The organism is Patescibacteria group bacterium (assembly GCA_041650895.1).
GTDB lineage: Bacteria > Patescibacteriota > Patescibacteriia > 2-01-FULL-39-33 > 2-01-FULL-39-33 > CAISTG01.
The window spans coordinates 730,698-753,176 of sequence record JBAZKF010000001.1 but is presented as its reverse complement, the minus strand read 5'-3'; the positions used below and the strand labels follow the sequence as shown (position 1 = coordinate 753,176).

Here is a 22,479-nt window from a genome sequence, read left to right as displayed (position 1 = left end):
CTATTTACGACTCCGGCGATGGCTCTTGAGGCGCAGAATCACTTTCTTTATTTTCCGGTTCAGCCGTTTCCAGTTCATCCAAAATTTCCAAAACTCTCAGGCATAATTGTTCATTCTCGCATTTGCCCAGCCATTGCCTGATTTCGGCCACACCTACCAATATTTTAACCTGCTCTTTCTTTGCTCCCAGTGAATGCCACCCCAACAACACTCCCAATTCCAACATGGGGCAAGCCGAAGAATTAAATAAATGATCGGGCGATGGCAAAGGAATATTACCCATAATCCTTCTTTCCTCTTCCGACGGATTCAAATAGGTATAGTCATCCATAGGCAAAAACCATCGTTCTCCCTCTATTAACAAGCCACCCGGCCTCAAATTTCCCAAAATCAAATAATAACAAGTCTGGATAAAAGACGGTTGAGGAAGACAGTAACTGAACGCCACATCATAATCATATTTAAAATGTATGGTTCTTTCCTCTACTGTTTCCATCGCCAACATCACCGTTTGGCCGGCATTTTTGCTAATGACTTCATCCAACTCGCGCAGATTATGCTCCAAGCGTCCGCCATCGGTCAGCCAAGTAACCAGCAGATCTTCTTGCCGCACCAGGAAATCAAGAATCTTATCACCCAAGCTTTCGCCCGTCTTAATTCGTTTTATCAGCTGTTCAGCCAATAACTTCTGATCATTCTGCACCGCATCAACGCGGGCTTGCAAATTCCTGGCCCAAGTCGCATGCTGTTTGACTAGTGCCATCAAATCTTCGACTGTCTGCGGTTCCGCGTGAGAGATAATGCCAGTTGCAGTATTCATGATACGCCTCCTCTGTGGTTTTCTTCGTTTATCTAAGTCTTTTTAATGTTCAATAAGGGAATAGTAGGACCAATAACCGAATTTGTCAATAGCTGTAAAATTGACAAATTAACCGAAAAAAGCTACAATAAAATCAGTGATTGAAGCGGCTACCAACCGCTTACTCCCCAAGAGTCCGGCCAACCGGCTAAGCAATAAAACCAAAGCGTCCGTGTCACCGCCATCTGGCGGAGGCAAAGCGGAAATCCGGGTGGAACCGCGGGAATAACCTCAATTGAACGGAATAAGTTCAACAGGATAAACTCTCGTCCCGAAAATATGTCTTTAACTCAAGATGTGTTTTCAGGATGGGAGTTTTTTAAAAAATAAAAATAAATTTAAAATTCATAACTATATGACCACCTCAAATGAACAACTAGACAAAATCCGCCATTCCACTTCCCATGTCATGGCCTATGCCGTGCGAGAACTCTTCGGCGACAAAGTTAAATTCGCCATCGGCCCGACAATTGACGATGGCTTCTATTATGACTTTGACTTGAACGACCAAACCTTTTCTCCGGAAGATATCAAAACGATTGAAAAGAAGATGGGAGATATCATCAAGAAAAAATTAGAATTTAAAAAATCAGAATCGACCATCGCCGAAGCGCTTGAAAAAATGTTCAATCAGCCCTATAAACAGGAGTTAATCAAGGATTTGGAAAAAGCGGAGGAAAAAACAGTCAGTTTTTACACTGTCGGCGACTTTACCGACCTGTGTCGCGGCCCGCACGTGGAAAATACCAAGGAGCTTGGCGTATTCAAATTAATGAAAACTGCCGGCGCCTATTGGCGTGGCGACGAAAAAAACAAAATGCTCCAAAGAATCTACGGCACGGCTTTCGAAACCAAAGAGCAGCTAGCTGATTACCTAAGAATGATGGGGGAGGCAGAAAAACGCGATCATCGCAAACTGGGCAAAGAATTGGATTTATTTGTTTTTTCTGATTTAGTCGGCAAGGGTTTGCCAATATTCGGTCCAAAAGGCGCGACCATTAAAAGAGAGTTGGAAAGGTTTACTATTGATGAAGAATTGAAGCGAGGATATCATCATGTTGTTACTCCGGATTTGGCTAAAATCGATCTTTACAAAAAATCCGGGCACTATCCTTACTATAAAAATACGATGTACCCGGTAATGAAAATCGACGAGGAAGAACTAATTCTCAAGCCGATGACTTGTCCGCATCACTTCATGTTTTACAAATCAAAACCGCACAGTTACCGCGAGTTGCCATACCGTATCGGTGAGATCGCTCATCAATATCGTTATGAAAAAAGCGGCGAACTGTCAGGGTTAACCCGTGTCAGAATGTTTTGTCTCGCCGATGCCCATATTATTGCCGCCAAAGACCAGGCCAAACAAGTCATTAAAGAAGTTTTAGAATTAATTGATTTCATTAATGGAACGCTGGGCTTAATCAAGGGTAAGGATTATCGCTATCGCCTGTCACTCGGTGACCGCTCTGATACCAAAAAATATTATAAGGATGATGCTTCATGGGATTATGCCGAAAATGTCTTGCGTGAGGTTCTAACCGAAGTTAAAGCTCCATTTTATGAGGCCGCCAATGAGGCCGCATTTTACGGTCCGAAAATAGATATTCAGATAAAAAAGGTTTCAGGCAGCGAGGAAACGGCCTTTACTGTCCAATACGATTTTGTTATGCCGGAACGCTTCGACCTATTTTTTACAAATAAAGAAGGCGAACAGGAAAAGCCGATTGTTATCCATCGTTCCTCCATCGGCTGTTTGGAGAGAACAATGGCATTTTTGATCGAGCATTATGCTGGCGCCTTCCCTACCTGGCTTTCACCGGTGCAAGCTATAATCATCCCGGTGTCGGAAAAATTCACTGACTACGGCCAGAAAGTGTATGACGAACTGCTTGCCGCCGGCGTACGCGTCGAACTGGATGATGCCGACGAATCATTAGGCAAAAGAATCAGAACTGCTGAGAAACAAAAAACTCCCTACGTCTTAGTGGTGGGAGAAAGAGAAACTAAAGACGAGACAGTGGCTGTCCGCAAACGTGGCGAAGGCGACCTTGGGGCTAAATCAATCAAAGAATTCAGCGACTTGATACAAAAAGAAATTGAAGATAAAAAATAACCCGCATTTCAAAAGAGACGCTCTGAAGAGCGTCTCTTTTTATCGTTAAGAATCAAATTCAACCGGAAACTTTCTTAGCCTTTTTCTTATCCGCCAAAGGCAAAGAAAAGCTGAATTTGCTGCCTCGGCCCTTGCCTGGCGACTCGCCCCAAATTCGACCACCCAAATTCTCAATAACCACCCGGGCAAAATACAAACCCAGGCCCGTGCCTTCGGGATGGACAATAGTCATATTCTTGCCCCGCACAAATTTATTGAACAAGCGATTCAGATCTTCAGCTGAAATACCCAAACCCGTATCACTGACAGAGAATACCAATGACTGACCCTCTTGATGCAGGTCAATACTCACTTCACCTTTCTTGGTATACTTAAGGGCATTATCCACTAAATTAGAGGCGACCTCCTTGATTTTAACCATATCGGTCTTGGCAGAGGGAAGATTATCGGGATAATAGACTTCCAATTTTATTTTCTTAGCATTTGCCTTGCTTTGGAACTCATCTTTTAATTCTTCGGCGATTTTAGTCAAATCAACCGGCCGGATATCAAACTCCAAACGTCCGGCCTCAATGCGAGAAATGTCCAATAAATTTTCAATCAAATTAAGCAAGCGTTCGGTGGCAATATGGACTTTTTCCAAATTTTCCTTGACCACTTTAGGCACCTTGCCGAAACTGCCTTCTTCCATCATGGAAATGTAACCCTTGATAATCGTAGTAGGCGTACGCAATTGGTGAGAGGCGATGGATAAAAATTCCGACTTGGCGTCATCAAGCCGTTGCAACTCACTATTAGCCTGTTGCAACTTGGCCAATAGTTCACGATTTTTCTTTAACATCAAACGCTCGCGCCTAATAATGGAAACAAAAAAACAAACAATAACAACGACCATGAAGGCCGCTAAAGCGCTGGTGATTAAAATGACGTAAAAATCATGCATGGGCTTAACTTACTTTTATAGTATACCACAAATAAAACACCAAAAACAACGGCCGAGTTAGTTAGCCGGCTAATCAATCATCCCAATCCGATATTTTTTAATATTACCGGATGATAATAATTCTAATTCTTCACCAACCTGACGATGCAAAAGCTTTTGGCCCAACGGACTATTATAAGCGACGACAGCAATCCTATTTCCCTCGGTTTCCAACCAGCCACCGGAATTATAACTGCCAATTTTAAAAACCATCTTTAATCCTTGGTCATCAGCTAACTCCACTCCATTGCCAATAGCGACCGAATCATTCCCATTGGCCGGAAAAATTATTTCCGCTTGACGGATCATCTTATCAATTTCCGCCAGACGCTTGCCATACAAATCCAAATCGCGCATAGCTTGTTCAAAAATGTAATTATCATGCCAAGTCTCAGAACTCTGGCTGGAGTCTTCGGCTAACTCGCTTTTTATTTGTTGATAATTACTCGCCAACTCTTGTCGTTTGACTATCAATCGGTCATAATCTGCAGAAAGAAAAAAATACTTCATAAAAATTATTTAGCAAAAATAAATTAGTAAAAATAAAACCGCCCGGGGATTTTTGATCCTAACGGGCGGTATTATTGATGGGTTTGTTTTGGCTGAGGCTTAATGGTTTTGGCAAACAGCCGCTTAGTTCAATTTTTTCCAAACTATAAAGCATAATAAACTTATTCTACCCCCAATAGACAAAATTGTCAAGTCTCTATATTTGTCTGATTTGGCGGAGTTTTTTCTCAGCCAGCTCTTTCTCTAACCGGATCACTTCATTTGTATCATCTTCTTCCCTGATCTTGTCCTTGCGGATGAAACCGCAAGATTCGCAACGCTGAGAGATAATCCATCTGCCGCTATGATAATACAGATCGACCGGCCGCATCAAACCGCCGCATTCCGCTTGGCGATCACCCGGCTCAATATCCACATGTTTAGACCATAAACATTTGGGGCAATGATTGGTATAGCCTGACCCCTTAACCTCAGTCCCGCAATACCCACACTTAAAATCCTCAATTTTTTTAATAAATGCCATATGCTTGACATATTACCATGCTTTTGCTATAATTTCAATACCTTAATTAATTTACCCGTAACACTATAAAAAACGGGGCTTGAGGACGAAAAAGGTAAAGCGGCCGATTAAGCCAGTTAGACCGCTCACCCGTTCCGAGTTAATATATGGCTTTTATTATATGAGCATGATCCAACCTAAAAAGGATTCCGTAATGAATGAACTGCTTGAAAGCAAGCAGTATTTTAATTTGCCTAAAACAGGCGAATTGGTTACCGGCAGAATTATTGCCATTGACAACAATGCTATCCATATTGATTTAGGCGGTGTAGCCACCGGCGTAGTCCGTGGCCGCGAACGCTATGCTGAAGCCGAGCAATACAAAAACCTAGCTATCGGCGACACCATTGAAGCGACAGTTTTGGAGTTAGAGAATGAAAATGGCGAAGTGGAATTATCTTTCCAATACGCCGGCAGACAAAAGGCCTGGCAAACCCTTAGAGATTACGTTAAATCAGGAGAAATTATTTCTGCCACTATCACCGAAGCTAACAAGGGCGGTTTATTGGCCAAAGTTGACACTGTTTCCGGTTTCTTGCCTGTTTCTCAATTGGCGCCCGAACATTACCCGCGCATTCCAGGCGGAGATAAGAACCGCATCTACGAAATCCTTAAAAGCTATGTCGGCAAAAAATTCGACATTAAGGTCATTGATGCTAATGAGGATGAAGACAAGCTGATTATTTCAGAAAAAGCTGCCTGGGAAGAAACCCAGCGCGACGTCATAAATAAATACAAAGTCGGCATGATCGTTGAAGGCGTAGTTACAGCCGTAACTGATTTTGGCGTCTTCGTGGAATTTGACGACAAATTGGAGGGGCTGATCCATATTTCAGAAATTGCCTGGCAAAGAATAGATAACCCGCATAATTTTGTCAAAGTCGGACAAAAAGTCCAAGCGGAAATCATTTCCATTGAAAATTCCAAAATCTTCTTATCCATGAAAAAATTAGAGCATGATCCTTGGGTTGGCATTGAAAAAAGATTTGAAATTGGCCAAAAAATCTCCGGCACTATCATTAAAGTCAATCCGTTCGGTTTATTCGTGGAATTAGGAGAAAACATCCAGGGTTTAGCCCATGTTTCCCAGCTATCTGACAAGCCAATCAAGGATCCGTCAGAGGTTGCCAAGGAAGGCGAAAAAAAAGACTTCTACGTCGTCTCCTTGGACTCCAAGAATCATCGCTTAGGATTGTCTTTGGTTAAGCCGAGCAAGACGGAAAAAACCGAAAAGACAGAAAAGGTTGCAGCAGAAGAAGCACCGGGAGAAACAGCTGAAGTCAAAACTGAAGAATCGGCTGAAGACGAAAAAAAAGAAGAAAAGAAAGAAGTCAAAAAACGCGGCCGTAAGCCAAAAAGCGAGAAGGCCAAAGAAGACGAAACCAAAGAAGTGGTAATCGAAAAATAATACAAAAGCGTAACAACGCCACAAAACCCCGTTTATAGCGGGGTTTTGTTATATCGAAAAATATTGTTTGCCAAAGCGCAATATTATGGTAAAATGTTTTCAGAATTGACAATTCGCACTTTTAAAAAACAAAGGAGGTAGTCATGCTAAATATAGCAATCGATTTAAACGGCGGTGACAAATCACCTCATAACATCATCAAGGGCATACAGTTAGCTTTAAAACTTGGATACGTCAAGCCGGAAGAGCTTTTGGCAGTGGGTACGGAAGCGACAGTCGCTCTAGCTAAGAAGAATAAAAAACTCAACGGACTGTCATTTTTATGCTGTTCAGAAAGAATTGAAATGTCCGACAACAAAGAACAAATCAGAAAGAAAAAAGATTCCACTATTGCCCGAGGCGTCAGACTGCTGAAGAACACGAGCGAAGGCGCCGAAGCTTTCGTCTCCGCCGGTAACACGGGCGCGATGGTTTTGTGGGGAACGATAATTCTGGGACGCATCAAACGCGGCCTGCAACCAGCCATCGCCGTGCCCTTGCCCAATGAATGCGGCCCTTGTCTGCTTCTGGATTCCGGAGCAATTCATAACGCCCAAGCCATTGACCTGGTTAATTGCGCTTTAATGGGTTCAATCTATGCCAAAGAAATATGGGGTTTGGAACAGCCGATCATTAAGTTATTGAATATCGGCAGTGAGTCAGGTAAGGGTAATGACACTCTGAAATTGGCTGATGAACTACTCAAACAGCAAAACGGCTTAAATTACCAAGGCAATATTGAGGGTGATAGAATTTTTACCGAACCAGTCAATGTTATCGTTTGTCCCGGGGAAATCGGTAATAACACCATCAAGGTAGCCGAGGGAGTAATGAAACTGATTAAGGATAAGTTGGGATTCATCTGGAAAATTTTTTCTTTCCTTTACGGACACCATAAAAAAACCGACCACGAAGAAATCGGCGGAGCAATTCTTTTGGGTGTTGATGGAATTGAGATAATCGCCCATGGAAAATCACAGCCCTTAGCCATTGCTAATGCCATCCGTCGCGCCAAAATGGAGGCGACAGCCGACATCTTGAGTAAGATCAAAACAGGCCTGACTACCGCCAATTAACCGCAATTACCGGATAATCATCGCACCTTATGCCAAACCGCAAGTGATCTTCTGCGGTTTTTTTAATTTAAAACCCTCCTGTAAGAGAAGGGTTATGTTGAATGATTATGACTGCGCAGGCGCCCAAATATCTCGATTTCAGCTGTCGTGGGCTCACGCCGGCAAATTAGATTACTGAAGGTGCAAGTGCATTCCACTAACAACCGGCCGTTCAGATTAATGAACACTAAATCATGGACGTTATCCGGCATAGTAGCCAAGAAACACGATTCAATAATCATTATTTTCTGCCCTAACTTGGTATCGACTAAAATCGAGCTAATCGCCATAATTGCCTCCTTTTGTATTTGCAGTTAAGAGACGGGGCTGATGTGGTCATCATAGGATGCCGCAAGAAATATGTCAAATTAAAAAAGCTGCCGAAAATTTTCGACAGCTGTTAGTGACACTTTTTTAGTTACGCGTAGATAGAAGACGGCCCCCTGCGTACATTGCTACGCAAGGACAAATGCGCCGCCGCCGGGTGATCAATATTCTTCTTAATCACCCAAACCAATCCGTTATCCTCCATTCGATCGCGATCCCTGATCTGGCTCAAATCGCCGTTAACAATGATCTTGCAACCATCTCCGGGACGGGTACAGAGCAGGTAAGCTTCATACCAGGTAAAGTTTTGGACTTCATCAATTATCACTACTGAGTTAAGAATGGTTTCACCGGCCACAAAATCAATCGGCCGTATTTCAAAAAAGCCCTTGGTTTTCAAATCATTGACCGTATTGATACCTCGCTCTTGAAAAAATTGGCATCCCTCATTCCGAAGCGATTGCAAGGCTTCGCTGATTCGACTGACTATAGCATCAGTATAAGGACCGAACTTTTGTTCGGCATCACCCTTCAAAAATCCCATACCTCTGAAATCATAGGGTCGGAAGACGACTAAGTCTTGATACTTGCCGGCAGCAATACCCTTTAGAGCGTAATGAATCGGCAAAACCGATTTACCGGCTCCGGGAACGCCGTCAAAAGAGACGCCTATAATACCATCATCGGCCAACAAGGCAGCAGCAAAAGCCTGATAAGGACCGACGGGTTTGATTATTCCGGTTTTGTCCCGTTCTTGAAGCTTCGGCTTAGGTACTAGGTTAAAACCAACTCCCTGTTTATAAATTACCATGGCCGATTTGTCTCCAAGACAAAGATAACAACACTCATTAGAACGAAGGTTGTCCAATTGCCTATCGCTGAAGCTGGCTACTGGGATAAATCCTTTTTGATGCAATTCAACCAAAAAGCCACCTTGGCTGTCAAGCAATTCCACCCGCGTGATATCGGAATACAAACGATCCAATAAATAATTTGTTTCATTGTGCTGATAATTTTGCGCTTCTACCCCCATCACGTCAGCCTTAATACGCTGGTTGACATCGCAACTAAGGACAACCACACGACGTTCAGGATAATCAAGAGACCACTTGCGAGCTACCATGACAATGCGATTGTCATTGTTATTCTGCATGCCAGCCGGCAAATCTCCCCATTCAGCCATTTCACAAGAGACAAAGAGTAATCCACCGGCTTGGGTTTTTACGCCCTCGGTCAATTTGCCTTGTTCGCGGTATTTGTCCATGAGCTTGGAAAAATTACGAGCGATCCGGGCTTTTTCACTGACACCCTTTTTCATATTGTCCAGCTCTTCAATTACCCAAATCGGAACTACAATAACGTTATCCCCCAAAATATCGATGATACCGGCGGAATTAATAATCGTGCTGGTATCCAAAACATAAATCTTGGCTTCGGGGTTGACGGGTAATGGCTTCGGCTGTTTCACTGCTGGCATTATACATCCTCTCTCCGGCTAAACCGGTTTTGTTGCCTGTTTACGCGGACCAAGGCCCTACTACTGTTAAATTGTCAAGGTTCTATATTAATAGGTAATCTTAACAAAATATCCACATTTGTCAAGAATAAATAAAAAACCCGCCAAATGACGAGTTTAATTAATATTCTATGTTTTCTATGGATTTTTCTACGGATGAATTTCCGGATCAAGGGCGTTGGCCACGTAAAGATCGGGAACAGTCCCGTAAGTCGCAAATTCCTCACTATTGGTATAGCCGTCGCCATCGGCGTCGCCACTAGGGGCAAAATACTCAGGAAAAGTCATATACTGGGACAAGTTAAGCCGACAATTCGGTATTTTATCGCCAAAAATGAAAGCCATCCCCAAAACCATACCGATTGACCCGGTACCGGAAATATACTTTTCCACCGAATAATCAGCTTGGCCGTCGCCTATCAGCATATGGCCGGCCAAAACCTCTTCCAGGCCGGGAAAAATTAATGACGCTAATTGCCAATAAGTACCGAAGTCAGTGGCGAATCGTTCTTCATTGTAATTCCAAGCGTAATGCAATAACTTATGGTTCAAACCATTAGGCAAGCAAAATTCCGAATCCTTCAGCACTATTTCCACTAATTTGAGTTCTATTACGCAATCAAGGTAGTTATTGCCAGTCGCATCATAGGTTACCGGGTCAGTTCTTTGGTCAATCCAGAGGCTACCATTGACATCGGCAGTATTTGGTTCAAACAAGTCCAAAATACTTCCATAGTCACCCAATATCGCCCGTGGCGCTTCGTAAACTTTCTGATAGCAAGCACAAAAACTGCTAAGCGGTTCCGGCAGGGGGTCGCTGGGATCATCACCTTCATTAGTATTAAGGCAAAAATCTTCGCCTTCACCTTCGCCTTCGCCTTCACCTTCGCCTTCGCCTTCACCTTCACCTTCGCCTTCACCTTCGCCTTCACCTTCGCCTTCCTGAGCGATAATCTTTACAGCGACGATCCGCGAAACGACTGGTTGATTAGTGATATTATTAACTACGCAAAAATAACTACCGGCATGATTGGCGTCAGCAGCCGATACGGTCAGATCGCTAAGGTTGGCCCAAGGTAATAAACTGCCGTCTTGATACCACTGAAAACGCCAAGGTTGAGTGCCAATCACTAGAACCCTCAAAACAAACATTTGCCCCGCTTCAATTTCAATATCCTGAGGCTCAGCCACTATGATTAGGGGTCGATTGACTTTCAATGTGGCGATAACAGAAAATATTTGCCCATGAGGATTACCAACGACGCAAACATAATTTCCCTCATCGTCAATAACCGCCGAAGGAATAATGTAGATATTGGAATTGGCATTAACGATATTCTCTCCGTTTTTTTGCCACTGCCAGCTCCAAGCCCGATCAGCATCACAAATAAATTGCACTTCGCTTCCCGGGTTAACAATGCGGGGAAGCGGCTGAAGGGTAAATTCCGGCGGACGATCATCGCAACCAGTGATTAAGATAAATGAAGCGACACACAAGGCAACACCCAGCAACAACCGCTTATTCATGGTTCTTTCTCCTTTAGGTTGATCATTAATGTAAGGAACATTCAGAATGTATAATTTATACCACTTTCAGTAAAAAGTCAAGATAAAAAAACCGACCTTAATTTAAGTCGGCTTTTTTAATTTGGATATCCTCTTTCAACCAATTCTTGGCAATTTCTTTAAAACGACTACTCAAATCGGTAACAAAATACTCTTGCCGGCCTTTCTGTCTCTGAGGGTTATCTGACAAATACCGTTTAAGCATTTTAACTGCTTCTTCAGCCGGATCAATCAGTTTTACTCGGCGCCCTATTTTATCGGCGATAATTTTCTTTATTAACGGATAATGAGTACAGCCCAAAATCAACACATCAATCTCTTGACATTTAAGGGGATAGAGATACTTACGGGCGATTGTTTTTATTTCCGGTTTATTCAGCCAATCTTCTTCAATTAACGGGACAAACAAGGGGCAGGCCGCGTTTTTCACTTCTATTTCCGAATTAAAACTTTTAATCGCTCTTTCATAGGCTCGGCTGTTAATGGTACCTCTAGTACCGATAACGCCGACCCTGCCCTTAGTTAATCTTACTGCCGCCGTAGCGGCCGGGGTAATCACTTCAAAAATCGGCAATTGATATTTTTGTTGTAACATTTCCCCGGCAAAAGCCGAGGCCGTGTTACAAGCCACGACAATCGCCGTAACCCCCTGACCGATCAAGAAATCAACAATCTCACAGGAATACTTCTGTATAGTTTCCTGTGATCTTGCGCCATAAGGCGTACGAGCGTTATCACCCAAATAGACAAAAGAGCAGTCGGGCAACTGTTTTTTTATTTCTTTCACTACGGTTAAACCGCCAACGCCAGAATCGAAAATTCCAATCATACTACTCTGCCTTTCCCCAAAATTCATCGGCAGACTTTTCCATCTCATCTAACCGCGTGTAATAATCAGCGAATTCATTCAAGTGGGCCAAGGCGATTTTGCCAGTCATTAGAGGATCATCGTTGGTGACATTAGTAGCCGGACCAACAGTGCCATGCTCTAATTCCACATCCATGCCCATACGGAATTGCTCCACATCAAATTTAGACCAATCCAGACCCAATTGTTCGCCGACGGCTTTGGCCTTTTCGACGGTAAATTTCTGTTGTGCCATATAGTTTTGATTCATTTAATCATTTAAATCTTACCACGATTGCGATTTTTGTCAAAACAAAAACCGTCCCGCTTAATAAAGCTAAAGACGGTTTTTACGGCGTAAGACAGCCGTTAGGCCAATCGTCGGTCATACTTTTGATCTAATTCTTTCTGTTGTTTTTGACGACGCAACTTACGAATCCTTTTGCGCGCCACTTGGTAATAATAAGTACCCACCATGGTGCCCAGGGCGCAGCCCAAGGCATAAAGCAAAGCCAGCGACCAATTGTCGACGTTATCAACAATCGTCCGTACCACATAATACCAGATCAAAATATTGATCACAGTAATAGCTCCGCTAGACCAAATTTTGGTTTCCGTAACCGCTTTGGTCCATAGGGTAACTATAAGCATTTCCACGGCGCCCACAAAAAATAGAATGATGCTTATTTTCATAAATTTGTGGGTTTAATCCCGCTGATTAATCCAGGGAATTGTTAATTTTAACGACCTTTTTAATGAAAAAACGCCCGCTCACGCGTACGCTTTATTCATATCTTAAGTATAGCCCTTTTAGGGTGTTTTGTCAATCAAAAATTACACCTGGAAATAATGGGTCTTATTTAATTAATTTTTCTGTTTTTATCAATATTTCAGCCAGAATATCTTTATTTCTAGCTTCTACATTCAAACGCACCAACGGCTCCGTATGCGACGGTCGAAGGTTCAAATACCATCGATCTCCTTTATCCTTAACCGATAAACCGTCTAACGTGGAAAATTCCGCTCCTTTGAACTCCCGCTTAAGTTTTTTAGCCAACCGATTAAAATCCTTTAGTTTATAATTCTTCTCGCCGGAAATTGCATACTTGGTAGAATAATCATTAATAGCCCGCGATAAAGTCAGTTTATTATCTTTAAGATACGACAAAATAAGTAAAACCGGCAAAATTGCATCGCCCCAGACATAATTCTTCCTACGGCCAAACAGACGATAATTAAACATAAAATGGCCGGAATTCTCGCAACCGAAAAGAAGTTTCTTCCGATTCATGGTTTTGATAATATTGGCGTAACCGGCGCGATGGAGCATAACTCGTCCGCCTTTAGCGCGAATCAATTCAGACAGGCCCAGGCCCAGGCGGGCATCAATAATAATTTCTATTTTCGGTTTGTAATCCAAGATTATTTCCGCCAATAAGCAATTCAAATAATATGGTTCAACAAACTTTCCCCGCTCATCAATAAATATCGCCCGATCCGCGTCACCGTCAAAAATCACCCCCAAATCGGCTTTCTCAGCCTTGATTTCTTTAATAATGGATGACTGATTCTCTTTAAGTAAGGGGTTAAGTCCATGATCAGGGTAGGGATCGCCGGAGAAAAAATTCATCCGCGTCGTTTTTACCGGCAAAAAAGAAAAAACCGTTTCAGCCAAACGCGCCCCCGAACCGCCGGAAGCATCCAGAATTACCTTCAGACCTCTTAACTCCTGAGGATTAATCAGAGACAAAACAAAATCCCGGTATTCTTTAGTTACGGAGGCAAAGGAAGCTTGCGGTTTATTAACCTTCTGCGGTTGGACTTTTTCCGTCAAAGCCTCTATTTTCTTCAGTCCAGTCTTTAGCCCAAAAACCCGACCCCGACCGTCGCAAAACTTCACTCCGGTTTCTCCGGCCGGACTGTGGCTGGCGGTAATCATGGCGCCGGCGGGGAAACCATGTTCACCCACAGCAAAAAACAATTCAGGCGTGGCGCAAACTCCCAAATCATGCACTTTAACTCCTCCTTGGCTTAAACCGGACAGTAACGGCCAAAAAATTTTTTCTGATTCTAATCGGGCATCACGGCCAACTACAGCTTTTTTGGCTTTAGTTACTTTGGCAAATGCTAAGCCCAAAACAAATGCCGTCTGTTCATTTAATTCTTGCGGGTACTTGCCACGGATATCATACTCCTTGAAAATTTTAGCAGGTATATTCATGATTACATTTTACCATTTTTAACGGCAATGGACAAAAGATTATCGCCATACATTATGCCTTTTTTATTATCGCCTTTGGCTTTGAATTCCAATTCCTCAATAGCAAAGCCGGCTCGCCTCAGCAATCGTCGCGTTTCTCCCTTAGTGAAAGAATGAATATAACGCCTAGTTTCTTTTCCTGCCGGCTTCCAGGGTACGAAAGCGTCGGACACGCCCCAAACGCCACACTTGATTTTTTCCGGCCAATTAAAAAGGTAAGGCCAATAGCGGAATTTCTTTTTCCAGCCGAAAATCTGCCACAAATTCCAATTGACCATCACCAATCTGCCGCCCGGTTTTAACGCCTGGTGGATATTTTCTAAAACTTTAAGCCGTAGCTTTTTGGTCGGCAAATGATGCAAAACAGCAACTAATAAAACCAAATCAAAACCATTCTTCGTATTGTCATTGCCACTAGAGCGTTTATCTTCCTTGTCATTCCGACCGGAGCGTTTATCTTCCTTGTCATTCCGACCGGAGCGAAGCGGAGCGGAGGAATCGCTTTCATTTCCAAAAGATTTCTCAACTTCGCTCGGAATGACAAAAGCCGTTATATCTCCGACCTCAAATTTCACCCATGGCTTATCTTTGAATCTTTCCTGAGCGATTTTTATCAACTCCTCGCTATTATCTATACCTAAATATCTCACTTTTGAATCAGTAAAAATCTCCGCCATCCGGCCATTGCCACAACCTAAATCCAGAACCCGATCGCCCGGTCTGACATATTTGGCAAAATCGCCGAAACCCTTCCACCAATGACTTCTCGTATCTGAAAAATCAGGCGCGATTCGATTATAAATATCCTTGGTTTGATCAAGGACTCTTCTTATTTTTTGTCTGTTCATAATAAGCTAACTTTAACATTTTTTAAGCTTTTTGCCAAAAAGAAAACCCGCACAACAGAAAGCCGTGCGGGCATAAAATTAAAAGTTCTGCTTTAAGCGGTCCGTTCAAACCAATCGGGCGATGTTGATGGGCTGGACGATTTAAATTCAACTACATTCGCGGCTACGTTCGCTTGCTGGCCGATTTCTTTGACAATCGCGAATAGACAATTACCTTCAAAGGGCAAATGACCTTGTTGGGGCCTATCGGTAAGACCAACCAAGCAACGACCCAAAAAACGCCTCCCACTTGTTGACCAACCATTAAGACAGGCACATTCCAAATGATGCTTGTCGCCAGACCACGGCCAAACTGACCCCAAAGATAAAATCATAAAAAGTAATTGGAGATTAGGGTATGCCGCGCCCAGGGCCAACAACTCGGGCAAGGTGGCAAAACGATAGCCGGGTTTCATTTTATGGAGTTCAGCCAACGCCTCCTTATCATCATGACAACTCTCAATGAGACGCCACAGCTCAATGTCCACCAGTTGCCGGCCAAATCCTTTAATTTGATAATCAGGAATCGTCCCCGACTTATCATATTTTCCTGCGGCAATCATCTCGGGAAGCGTCAAGGAATAATCAACCAACACTCGGTAAATCCCCTTCGCCAGCAAGGCGTTGTTTGCAGCCAAGTTGGCTATGGTCTTAAGCGTTTCCCTGCCCTCCGGCAAAGATAACCGATAAATGCATTCGCCGACATCGCCGCCAAAATCACGAATATAAGAGACCAAGTTAGTGACAATGGACAGTAAAGCACCCATTGCCGACACTACAGATTCTACGTTCTTCCGCTTACTCATTGCGTTCTCCTTGGTCGGCCCCTTGCTCCAGCCCCATGCCAGAGCCGCCGGCTAACCGATTTTTAGGTGCGAATCAGCTTTGCCGACAGGGCAAATACTAATATATAATTATACCGCATAAACGATTATTTGTCAACATGTTTAGCTTTCTTTTTAGATGTGTAAACTACATTATTAGCCAAATTTAAACAAAAATAAAATACAATAATTGAAAATTAAGCGAATTGATGCTATCATTTCCAGATGAAAGGCAAGCAAAAACAACTAGCCGACATCATCTTAAAAATTGCCGAAAGCAATCCTGTTTCAGATAAGGAATTATTTAATATTGTCCGCTCAATTTCAGGAAAACAGAAACTCCCGCCTCCGGAAAAATCAGCTCTGCTTGCCCAGTACCGCCGATTAATCAAGACAAAAAGAATCAAGCCGAACAAGAATCTGGAGCGTCTGCTGACCAAACGCGCTGTACGAACGCTTTCCGGCGTGGCAGTTGTCTCCGTTTTGACTAAACCCCAGCCCTGCCCGGGCAATTGTTTGTTCTGTCCGACGGAAAAAAACATGCCCAAATCATATCTGAGCAATGAGCCGGCGGTGATGCGCGCGGTCCTCAATGACTTTGATCCTTACCGCCAAGTAGAGATGCGGCTTAAGGCGCTTGAAGCTAATGGCCATAAGACGGAAAAAATAGAGCTTATCGTCATGGGAGGTACCTGGTCATATCACTCTACCCGGTATCAAAAATGGTTCATTAAACGCTGTTTGGAAGCGCTTAATGGCAAACCGGCAAAAACTCTGCAAGATGCGCAAAACAAAAATGAGACTGCCAAGCATCGCTGTGTCGGCCTAACGCTGGAGACCCGGCCGGATTATATCACACCCAAAGAGATTATACGCTTGCGCGAATTAGGCTGTACTCGGGTAGAATTGGGCGTCCAGCATACTGATGATGGAATCTTGAAGTTAAACCGTCGCGGACATACGGCCAAACAAAGTATTGAAGCGATCAAATTGCTCAAAAATTCCGGCTTTAAAATCAATCTGCATTTGATGCCCAACATGTACGGCTCTACGCCGGCGAAGGACATGGCTATGTTTAAAAAAATTTATACTGACGGCAATTACCTGCCGGATATGATAAAAATCTATCCTTGCGTTGTTAATGAACACGCCGACTTGCATAAATTATACAAACAAGGCAAACATAAACCCTATACCCCCAAACATTTGCTTGAATTACTGATAAAAATCAAAAGAATCACGCCACCCTGGGTGCGTATTACTCGCCTTATCCGCGATATTCCCGAAACATCCATTATTGCCGGCAATAAAATCACCAACTTACGCCAACTAATCAACGAACAAGCGGCTAAGGACGGCTGGTCTTGCAAATGCATCAGATGTCGGGAAGTTGGGCACCAAAAACAATTACGAATTACCAATTATAAATTGCGAACAATACAATATCAGGCCAACGGGGGTACGGAGTACTTCTTGAGTTTTGAGTCGCCGGATGAAAAAATTCTCTACGCTTTCTTGCGTCTGCGACTGCCGAACAAATCGGAACAACCCGTTTTGCCGGAATTAAAAAACGCCTCTCTAATCCGCGAGTTGCACACTTACGGCCAAGCCTTAGAGTTGGGGGGCGAGGGCAAGGTCCAGCATCTGGGACTGGGTAAAAAACTTCTAGCTGAAGCGGAAAAACTAGCCCGACGACAAGGTTATCAAAAAATCGCCATTATCGCCGGAGTCGGCGTACGTGAATATTACAAAAAATTAGGTTATAATTTAGAAGGAACCTATATGCTTAAATACTTTTAACAATATGGGCATTAACACTACCAAACCGGGAGAAATTGGGATTTTTACCACCCTGATTGCCTCCGGTCCGGTCATTATCCAACAGCGCGACGGCATCCTAAAAACTTTATTAACCAAACATGGCGACAAGCCGATCTCCGAACTTAAATGGAAGTTTTGCGGCGGCAAAGTCATGGTCGGGTCATCACTGGAGGAGAATGCTATTCGGGAAGCCCGAGAAGAAATTGGAACGGAAGTTAAGCTGATCAAACCGCTTAAACCAATAATCGTTTGGAATGAGATTCCGGAAACCGGCGCAGATCTGCCTCAGGCGATTGTCTTAATCCACTATTTGGCAGAAATCACCGGCACCCCGCAAGCCGGAAAAGAAATTTTGGCTCTGGAGTGGTTTGACATCAACCATCTGCCTGATGATTGCGCACCCAATATTAAACCGGTGATAACCGAATATTTAAACAGTTTCTAATACCAAAAAGCAACCGGTTAAAACCGGTTGCTTTTTATTTCCCCTAACTGGCGGGGCAGTCTGATACTTCAATGTTATATTATTCTAATATTTTTACGGGGCGATGCAGGAAGAGCTAAAAAATGACTTACAGCACTTTCTCTTGGAGGAGTTATAATAGGGATAAGTACGATTTTTAACTTTGCAACAAGCGGAATTAGTGCAAGTCTTGGCCACGCAGACATTACTCGTACAATTCTGGGCCGCATTGCAGGTACCGCAATTCAAAGTTCCACCGCAGCCGTTTGAAATGGAACCGCAATTCTTGCCTTGAACCGCGCAGGTAGTCGGGGTACAGACGCAAGCTTGACTGAGGGCCGGCATATTCGCCGTAGTGCCGCAACTATTACTATCAACGCAAGTTCTGGCTTGCGTGCCATTAGAACAAGCACTCCAATCAGCACAAGACCAATTCTCAATGCAAGTCGGCGGTAACGTGCCGCTGAACTCATAAGCACCCATATCCGGCACCGTGCCTTGCGGTACAGCCAAACCGATATAATCGGGGGTCAGACCCAATACTGCACCCTTATTGATTGCCGGAGAAATTGCTTGAAGAGAAAAATCATAAGCAATAGCGTTATTAAATTTAGGATCAACAATCAAAGAATTAACATCCTGTCCGGCCGGTTTAGTATAGGAACCGCTGGGATAGTAAAGATTATAATTAATGGTATTGCCGGTAGCGCCGACAATTCCCAAAAGAGTTTTGTAATTGCCGGAAGTATTGCCGTCCGCCATGGTGCTGATAATATTATTCTTAACTTGCGCTCCGGTTATCAGTGATCCAGCCAAAACCAAACCGAAACGTTTGCTGTTATACACGGTATTATTATAAACCGCAACATTAGCAAAATTATAAAGCTGTATGCCATCGCCCTCGTTATAAATCACGTTATAAATCACGGCATTGCCATTGGTTCCGGCAACTCCATTGACACTGCCATCAAAACGAATTCCTTGAGTGCCCAACTTCTGCCCACTGTTACCCTGATCGATAATTATAGCTAATCCTTCGGGATTATTATAAGTATCATACTGGCCGTAAACCTTATTATATCTGACAATATTATTGCCACCGGTCATAAACAGATTAATGCCGGCGCGGTCATCAAAAATGCGGCAGTTACCATAAACCGTATTATATTCAATAATATTGCCGGCCGTAGTTGCCGAATAAAGAGCAATGCCGGCGTCACCATTATTGTAACTGGTATTATTCTTAATAGAGCCATTGGAACCGGAAAAGCTAATGCCTATAGCGCCATTATTGTAGGCCTGATTATTGAAAACTTCATTGCCCAAACCGCGATCTGATCCGTTGGCGTAGAACATTATGCCAGCGCCATAATTATAAGCATTGACTTGGGAATAAGCCGTTCCCTTGGTGCCGTTGACGATGGAATTTTTTACGGCATTATCATTGCCAGTTCCGGCCACATCGGCCAGAAAATATATTCCGCCATAACCCCAATTATTCATAGCGGAAACTCCATCAACAACCACATTAGAAGAATTATAAACGACCAAGCCGGCCGAAGGAGAATTTTCCGATCGGGCGTTGATAACACTGATATTCTTCAAAGAAATATAGCTTTGGTTCAAAATTAAAACATTCCAAGGGCGGACTTGTTCGCCGTCAATTATCGGACTATTGCCCGAGCCATAAGCGTCAACACTGATCAATGATCCAATCGAACCGGAAGCGGCGATCTGCAATGTCTCTTTAAAAGTACAACCGCGCTGCAAATAAATCTGGTCGCCTGCCCTTAATCCCACTGTCCCCTGCATCTGATTGAATCGAGAAAAAGTTTTCCAAGCCGTGACTGGCGATGTGCCGTCATTAGTGTCATTACTATAGGCATCGCAACCGATGTAATAGGAAGCAGATGACAAAGCTGTTGCAATTCTTGGCTCTGATCCAATGTTGACTGTCGCCAAAACCGATAAGGCGACGGAAGTAGCCGCCAAAACTAATGCGGCTGAAGTTTTAAGATGCGTCTTTGTGAGAGTGATCATAAAATTAGATTAATCACCATAAATAATTATGGCAGGGCTAATAAAAAACACCCTGAAAATTCGGGTGTTTAATTAATTTTACTCTTGTACCGGAACTGCCTCGGCTGATTCAGGAACAACCGGCTGAGTTTTACCAGCTTTGCCTTTTAAAGCATCCTTGAGGTTTTTTCCGGCTTTGAATTTCGCCACAACAACCGTGGGAATTTCAATTTTCTCATTGGGATTGCGCGGATTAATACCTTCTCGCCCTTTGCGAGCGCGAGCGGAAAAAGTGCCGAAACCGGTCAGGACGATTTCCCCGCCGCTTTTCATGGTTTCGGTGGCGATTTCCGTAAATGCTTCTAAAGCCGATTCAGCTTGCGCCTTGTTAAGACCGGCCTTGTCAGCAATTTTTTGAGAGAGTTCTGCTTTGTTCATATATTTGATTTAAAAATGTTTTACTGATTGAATTCTATTAATTAATAGATTAAAAAATTACCTTGCTACTTCATTCCGCCTGTCTATGTTTTTCTTCATGAACTATCTTACTTCCACTGTCTTGTTTATCCTTTCTATTTTTCCAGCCCGACGGCTCTTTTCATCTAACTCAAGATAAATCCCGTTTAATACCGCCTGGCCACGCGACGGCACGTCATGTTTCTTGGAGGTCTGGCCGATTTTCAAAAATAAATTATAAATCTGCTGTTTGTCGGCGCCAATAACAGAATCAGCATAACCGACCATGCCGGCATCGGAAATATACGCCGTGCCTTTGGACAAGATTCTTTCATCGGCAGTTTGCACGTGGGTATGAGTACCAAAAACCGCAGTTACTCTACCGTCAAAATAATTAGCCAAGGCGATTTTCTCTGAGGTGGCTTCCGCATGAAAATCAACCAAATACAAGGCTCGCCGATCTTCGCTGATTATCTTATCTAGCGTCTTGAAAGGATCATGCAGAGCATCCCTTTCCCTATCTCCGCAATCAAAAAACACTCTACCCATTAAGTTTACCACAATTAGCTTATTTTCGCCAATATTTATTATAAGCTGTCCTCGACCAGATTTCTTGGTGGGATAATTGGCGGGACGGATAAGCTTATTATGTTCATCATCAAGCATGATATCACTGCCGGCTTTTTCCCAAATATGATTGCCGGAAGTAAACGCGTCTATCCCTACTTCCTTCATTTCATCAATAGTTTTCTGTGTGGCTCCGATGCCATGAGCTAGGTTTTCTGCATTGGCAATAACCAAGTCTGGCTTATATTTTTTTCTCAAGCGGGGTAATTCTTGTTTAACGGCGTTACGGCCGATTTTTCCTACAATATCAGCAATGAATAAAATTTTAATCATAGTAAATCTTAAAATTAATTTTGACTGGCGACTGTTGAATCATTAACTTTTACGGCCAACCTTCTTGCAAGTTATAAGTTAAACAGTCATTTCTTTTAATTTACTTATCCGATCTTCCACGGGCGGATGAGTGGAAAAAGCGTTGGCAAAAAGTCGTCTGGAATTCTTAAGGGGGTTAGCAATATATAGATGCGCCGTGGCTGAAGAAGCGGAAGACATTACTGACTGATCGTTAGCGATTTTTTCCAAGGCGCCGGCTAAGCCTTCGGGATAACGCGTCAATAAGGCGCCGGAAGCATCAGCCAAATATTCGCGGCGTCGAGAAATCGCCAGTTTTATCAACTGGGCAACCAGCGGAGAAAGTAAAATCAAAATAATCCCGATAATCAACAGAGCGGGATTACCGCGGTCATTATCGCTCCTGCCTCGGCCGAACAATGAACCGCGTAAAAACCAATTGGCTAAAAGAGAGATTATGCCGACCAGAACAATAACAATAGTCATTAATCTAATGTCATAATTCTTAATGTGAGACAACTCATGAGCAATCACTCCCTCCAACTCCAATTTGCTTAACTTATTGACTGCGCCGACAGTCAAAGCGATGGAAGCATGAGCAGGATCGCGTCCGGTGGCAAAAGCATTGATGGCTTGCTCCGGCATTAAATATATTTTTGGTAAAGGGATGCCGGCCGTAATGCAAAGATTTTCCACCAAATGATAGACATAAGTATTGTCTTCCTCTTTTATCTCCTGGGCCTTGGCTGACCATAAAGCCACTTGATCTCCGCCATAGTAACTGAATAAAGACATAACCACAGAAAAAACAGCCGCAATAACCAACGTGCCATAGCCGTAATTAAAATAATAACCGATAAACCAACCGATAAACAGTATGACCGCGGTAAAAATAATTATTAACAGCCAGGTACGGCGTTTATTGGAATCTATTTGATTATACATAAATTTTAATTTATAAAATCCATCATCCTTATTTTAACA

The 22,479-nt window shown here is 43.2% G+C and carries 23 protein-coding genes; 5 read left to right on the top strand and 18 right to left on the bottom strand.

Annotation, left to right across the window (positions count from 1 at the left end; translation table 11 throughout):
- Positions 1-4: 4 nt before the first annotated feature.
- Both WC473_03810 and WC473_03805 read right to left on the bottom strand, forming a co-directional pair.
- Positions 5-820, bottom strand: coding sequence for a hypothetical protein (locus tag WC473_03810; GenBank protein MFA5124915.1), 816 nt, complete (start codon positions 818-820; stop codon positions 5-7).
- A 108-nt stretch (positions 821-928) separates the two neighbouring features.
- A complete protein-coding gene (locus tag WC473_03805; protein MFA5124914.1) occupies positions 929-1,057 on the bottom strand; it encodes a hypothetical protein in 129 nt (42 codons plus the stop codon).
- A gap of 157 nt (positions 1,058-1,214) precedes the next feature.
- On the opposite strand from WC473_03805, the gene thrS reads away from it, so the two are divergent.
- Positions 1,215-2,975 carry a threonine--tRNA ligase gene (thrS, locus tag WC473_03800; protein ID MFA5124913.1) on the top strand — a complete coding sequence of 587 codons (1,761 nt, stop codon included), beginning with the start codon at positions 1,215-1,217 and terminating at the stop codon, positions 2,973-2,975.
- 58 nt (positions 2,976-3,033) lie between these two features.
- On the opposite strand, the gene WC473_03795 is transcribed toward thrS, so the two are convergent.
- The 3 genes from WC473_03795 to WC473_03785 form a co-directional block, all read right to left on the bottom strand.
- Positions 3,034-3,918 (bottom strand): HAMP domain-containing sensor histidine kinase, encoded by an 885-nt coding sequence (locus WC473_03795; protein ID MFA5124912.1) that lies wholly within the window; start codon positions 3,916-3,918, stop codon positions 3,034-3,036.
- A gap of 69 nt (positions 3,919-3,987) precedes the next feature.
- Positions 3,988-4,467, bottom strand: a complete 480-nt coding sequence (locus WC473_03790; GenBank protein MFA5124911.1) for a GreA/GreB family elongation factor — start codon at positions 4,465-4,467, stop codon at positions 3,988-3,990.
- A gap of 196 nt (positions 4,468-4,663) precedes the next feature.
- Positions 4,664-4,990, bottom strand: a complete 327-nt coding sequence (locus WC473_03785; GenBank protein MFA5124910.1) for an RNHCP domain-containing protein — start codon at positions 4,988-4,990, stop codon at positions 4,664-4,666.
- A gap of 193 nt (positions 4,991-5,183) precedes the next feature.
- Here WC473_03785 and WC473_03780 point away from each other — a divergent pair, with 193 nt between their 5' ends.
- Together WC473_03780 and WC473_03775 are read left to right on the top strand one after the other, a co-directional pair.
- Positions 5,184-6,437, top strand: coding sequence for a S1 RNA-binding domain-containing protein (locus WC473_03780; protein MFA5124909.1), 1,254 nt, complete (start codon positions 5,184-5,186; stop codon positions 6,435-6,437).
- Between the two features lie 143 nt (positions 6,438-6,580).
- Complete coding sequence (locus WC473_03775; GenBank protein MFA5124908.1) at positions 6,581-7,552, top strand: phosphate--acyl-ACP acyltransferase; 972 nt, start codon at positions 6,581-6,583, stop codon at positions 7,550-7,552.
- 92 nt (positions 7,553-7,644) lie between these two features.
- Here the strand turns inward: WC473_03775 and WC473_03770 are convergent, their stop codons facing one another.
- The 9 genes from WC473_03770 to WC473_03730 form a co-directional block, all read right to left on the bottom strand.
- On the bottom strand, positions 7,645-7,881 hold the full coding sequence (locus WC473_03770; protein ID MFA5124907.1) for a hypothetical protein: 237 nt from the start codon (positions 7,879-7,881) through the stop codon (positions 7,645-7,647).
- A 128-nt stretch (positions 7,882-8,009) separates the two neighbouring features.
- On the bottom strand, positions 8,010-9,395 hold the full coding sequence (locus tag WC473_03765; protein ID MFA5124906.1) for a PhoH family protein: 1,386 nt from the start codon (positions 9,393-9,395) through the stop codon (positions 8,010-8,012).
- A 189-nt stretch (positions 9,396-9,584) separates the two neighbouring features.
- Positions 9,585-10,961, bottom strand: a complete 1,377-nt coding sequence (locus WC473_03760) for an immunoglobulin domain-containing protein (GenBank protein ID MFA5124905.1) — start codon at positions 10,959-10,961, stop codon at positions 9,585-9,587.
- Between the two features lie 97 nt (positions 10,962-11,058).
- Positions 11,059-11,829: a glutamate racemase gene (gene murI, locus WC473_03755; GenBank protein ID MFA5124904.1), complete on the bottom strand. Its 771-nt coding sequence runs from the start codon at positions 11,827-11,829 to the stop codon at positions 11,059-11,061.
- 1 nt (position 11,830) lies between these two features.
- On the bottom strand, positions 11,831-12,103 hold the full coding sequence (locus WC473_03750; protein ID MFA5124903.1) for a DUF5661 family protein: 273 nt from the start codon (positions 12,101-12,103) through the stop codon (positions 11,831-11,833).
- A 113-nt stretch (positions 12,104-12,216) separates the two neighbouring features.
- Complete coding sequence (locus tag WC473_03745; GenBank protein ID MFA5124902.1) at positions 12,217-12,540, bottom strand: DUF5698 domain-containing protein; 324 nt, start codon at positions 12,538-12,540, stop codon at positions 12,217-12,219.
- A 163-nt stretch (positions 12,541-12,703) separates the two neighbouring features.
- On the bottom strand, positions 12,704-14,068 hold the full coding sequence (locus WC473_03740) for a hypothetical protein (GenBank protein ID MFA5124901.1): 1,365 nt from the start codon (positions 14,066-14,068) through the stop codon (positions 12,704-12,706).
- 2 nt (positions 14,069-14,070) lie between these two features.
- Positions 14,071-14,955, bottom strand: coding sequence for a class I SAM-dependent methyltransferase (locus WC473_03735; protein MFA5124900.1), 885 nt, complete (start codon positions 14,953-14,955; stop codon positions 14,071-14,073).
- Between the two features lie 92 nt (positions 14,956-15,047).
- Positions 15,048-15,800, bottom strand: a complete 753-nt coding sequence (locus WC473_03730; protein MFA5124899.1) for a hypothetical protein — start codon at positions 15,798-15,800, stop codon at positions 15,048-15,050.
- Positions 15,801-16,043: 243 nt separating this feature from the next.
- Here WC473_03730 and WC473_03725 point away from each other — a divergent pair, with 243 nt between their 5' ends.
- Positions 16,044-17,618, top strand: coding sequence for a tRNA uridine(34) 5-carboxymethylaminomethyl modification radical SAM/GNAT enzyme Elp3 (locus WC473_03725; GenBank protein ID MFA5124898.1), 1,575 nt, complete (start codon positions 16,044-16,046; stop codon positions 17,616-17,618).
- A gap of 4 nt (positions 17,619-17,622) precedes the next feature.
- The gene (locus tag WC473_03720) at positions 17,623-18,084 is read left to right on the top strand and encodes an NUDIX hydrolase (protein ID MFA5124897.1); all 462 of its coding nucleotides are present in this window, start codon (positions 17,623-17,625) and stop codon (positions 18,082-18,084) included.
- 93 nt (positions 18,085-18,177) lie between these two features.
- Here the strand turns inward: WC473_03720 and WC473_03715 are convergent, their stop codons facing one another.
- The 4 genes from WC473_03715 to WC473_03700 form a co-directional block, all read right to left on the bottom strand.
- On the bottom strand, positions 18,178-20,142 hold the full coding sequence (locus tag WC473_03715) for a right-handed parallel beta-helix repeat-containing protein (protein MFA5124896.1): 1,965 nt from the start codon (positions 20,140-20,142) through the stop codon (positions 18,178-18,180).
- Positions 20,143-20,220: 78 nt separating this feature from the next.
- Complete coding sequence (locus tag WC473_03710; protein ID MFA5124895.1) at positions 20,221-20,559, bottom strand: HU family DNA-binding protein; 339 nt, start codon at positions 20,557-20,559, stop codon at positions 20,221-20,223.
- Positions 20,560-20,661: 102 nt separating this feature from the next.
- Positions 20,662-21,477 carry a TIGR00282 family metallophosphoesterase gene (locus WC473_03705; GenBank protein ID MFA5124894.1) on the bottom strand — a complete coding sequence of 272 codons (816 nt, stop codon included), beginning with the start codon at positions 21,475-21,477 and terminating at the stop codon, positions 20,662-20,664.
- 78 nt (positions 21,478-21,555) lie between these two features.
- Entirely contained in the window at positions 21,556-22,440 is an 885-nt protein-coding gene (locus tag WC473_03700; protein ID MFA5124893.1) for a M48 family metallopeptidase, read from the bottom strand.
- Between the last annotated feature and the right edge of the window lie 39 nt (positions 22,441-22,479).

Coding starts and splice junctions, on each gene's coding strand:
- WC473_03705 (MFA5124894.1), bottom strand. CDS start 21,477: ATGATTAAAATTTTATTCATTGCTGATATTGTAGGAAAAATCGGCCGT.
- WC473_03775 (MFA5124908.1), top strand. CDS start 6,581: ATGCTAAATATAGCAATCGATTTAAACGGCGGTGACAAATCACCTCAT.
- WC473_03715 (MFA5124896.1), bottom strand. CDS start 20,142: ATGATCACTCTCACAAAGACGCATCTTAAAACTTCAGCCGCATTAGTT.
- WC473_03730 (MFA5124899.1), bottom strand. CDS start 15,800: ATGAGTAAGCGGAAGAACGTAGAATCTGTAGTGTCGGCAATGGGTGCT.
- WC473_03740 (MFA5124901.1), bottom strand. CDS start 14,068: ATGAATATACCTGCTAAAATTTTCAAGGAGTATGATATCCGTGGCAAG.
- WC473_03790 (MFA5124911.1), bottom strand. CDS start 4,467: ATGAAGTATTTTTTTCTTTCTGCAGATTATGACCGATTGATAGTCAAA.
- WC473_03780 (MFA5124909.1), top strand. CDS start 5,184: ATGAATGAACTGCTTGAAAGCAAGCAGTATTTTAATTTGCCTAAAACA.
- WC473_03745 (MFA5124902.1), bottom strand. CDS start 12,540: ATGAAAATAAGCATCATTCTATTTTTTGTGGGCGCCGTGGAAATGCTT.
- murI (MFA5124904.1), bottom strand. CDS start 11,829: ATGATTGGAATTTTCGATTCTGGCGTTGGCGGTTTAACCGTAGTGAAA.
- WC473_03720 (MFA5124897.1), top strand. CDS start 17,623: ATGGGCATTAACACTACCAAACCGGGAGAAATTGGGATTTTTACCACC.
- WC473_03770 (MFA5124907.1), bottom strand. CDS start 7,881: ATGGCGATTAGCTCGATTTTAGTCGATACCAAGTTAGGGCAGAAAATA.
- WC473_03785 (MFA5124910.1), bottom strand. CDS start 4,990: ATGGCATTTATTAAAAAAATTGAGGATTTTAAGTGTGGGTATTGCGGG.
- WC473_03810 (MFA5124915.1), bottom strand. CDS start 820: ATGAATACTGCAACTGGCATTATCTCTCACGCGGAACCGCAGACAGTC.
- WC473_03725 (MFA5124898.1), top strand. CDS start 16,044: ATGAAAGGCAAGCAAAAACAACTAGCCGACATCATCTTAAAAATTGCC.
- WC473_03735 (MFA5124900.1), bottom strand. CDS start 14,955: ATGAACAGACAAAAAATAAGAAGAGTCCTTGATCAAACCAAGGATATT.
- WC473_03760 (MFA5124905.1), bottom strand. CDS start 10,961: ATGAATAAGCGGTTGTTGCTGGGTGTTGCCTTGTGTGTCGCTTCATTT.
- WC473_03710 (MFA5124895.1), bottom strand. CDS start 20,559: ATGAACAAAGCAGAACTCTCTCAAAAAATTGCTGACAAGGCCGGTCTT.
- WC473_03765 (MFA5124906.1), bottom strand. CDS start 9,395: ATGCCAGCAGTGAAACAGCCGAAGCCATTACCCGTCAACCCCGAAGCC.
- thrS (MFA5124913.1), top strand. CDS start 1,215: ATGACCACCTCAAATGAACAACTAGACAAAATCCGCCATTCCACTTCC.
- WC473_03750 (MFA5124903.1), bottom strand. CDS start 12,103: ATGGCACAACAGAAATTTACCGTCGAAAAGGCCAAAGCCGTCGGCGAA.
- WC473_03795 (MFA5124912.1), bottom strand. CDS start 3,918: ATGCATGATTTTTACGTCATTTTAATCACCAGCGCTTTAGCGGCCTTC.
- WC473_03700 (MFA5124893.1), bottom strand. CDS start 22,440: ATGTATAATCAAATAGATTCCAATAAACGCCGTACCTGGCTGTTAATA.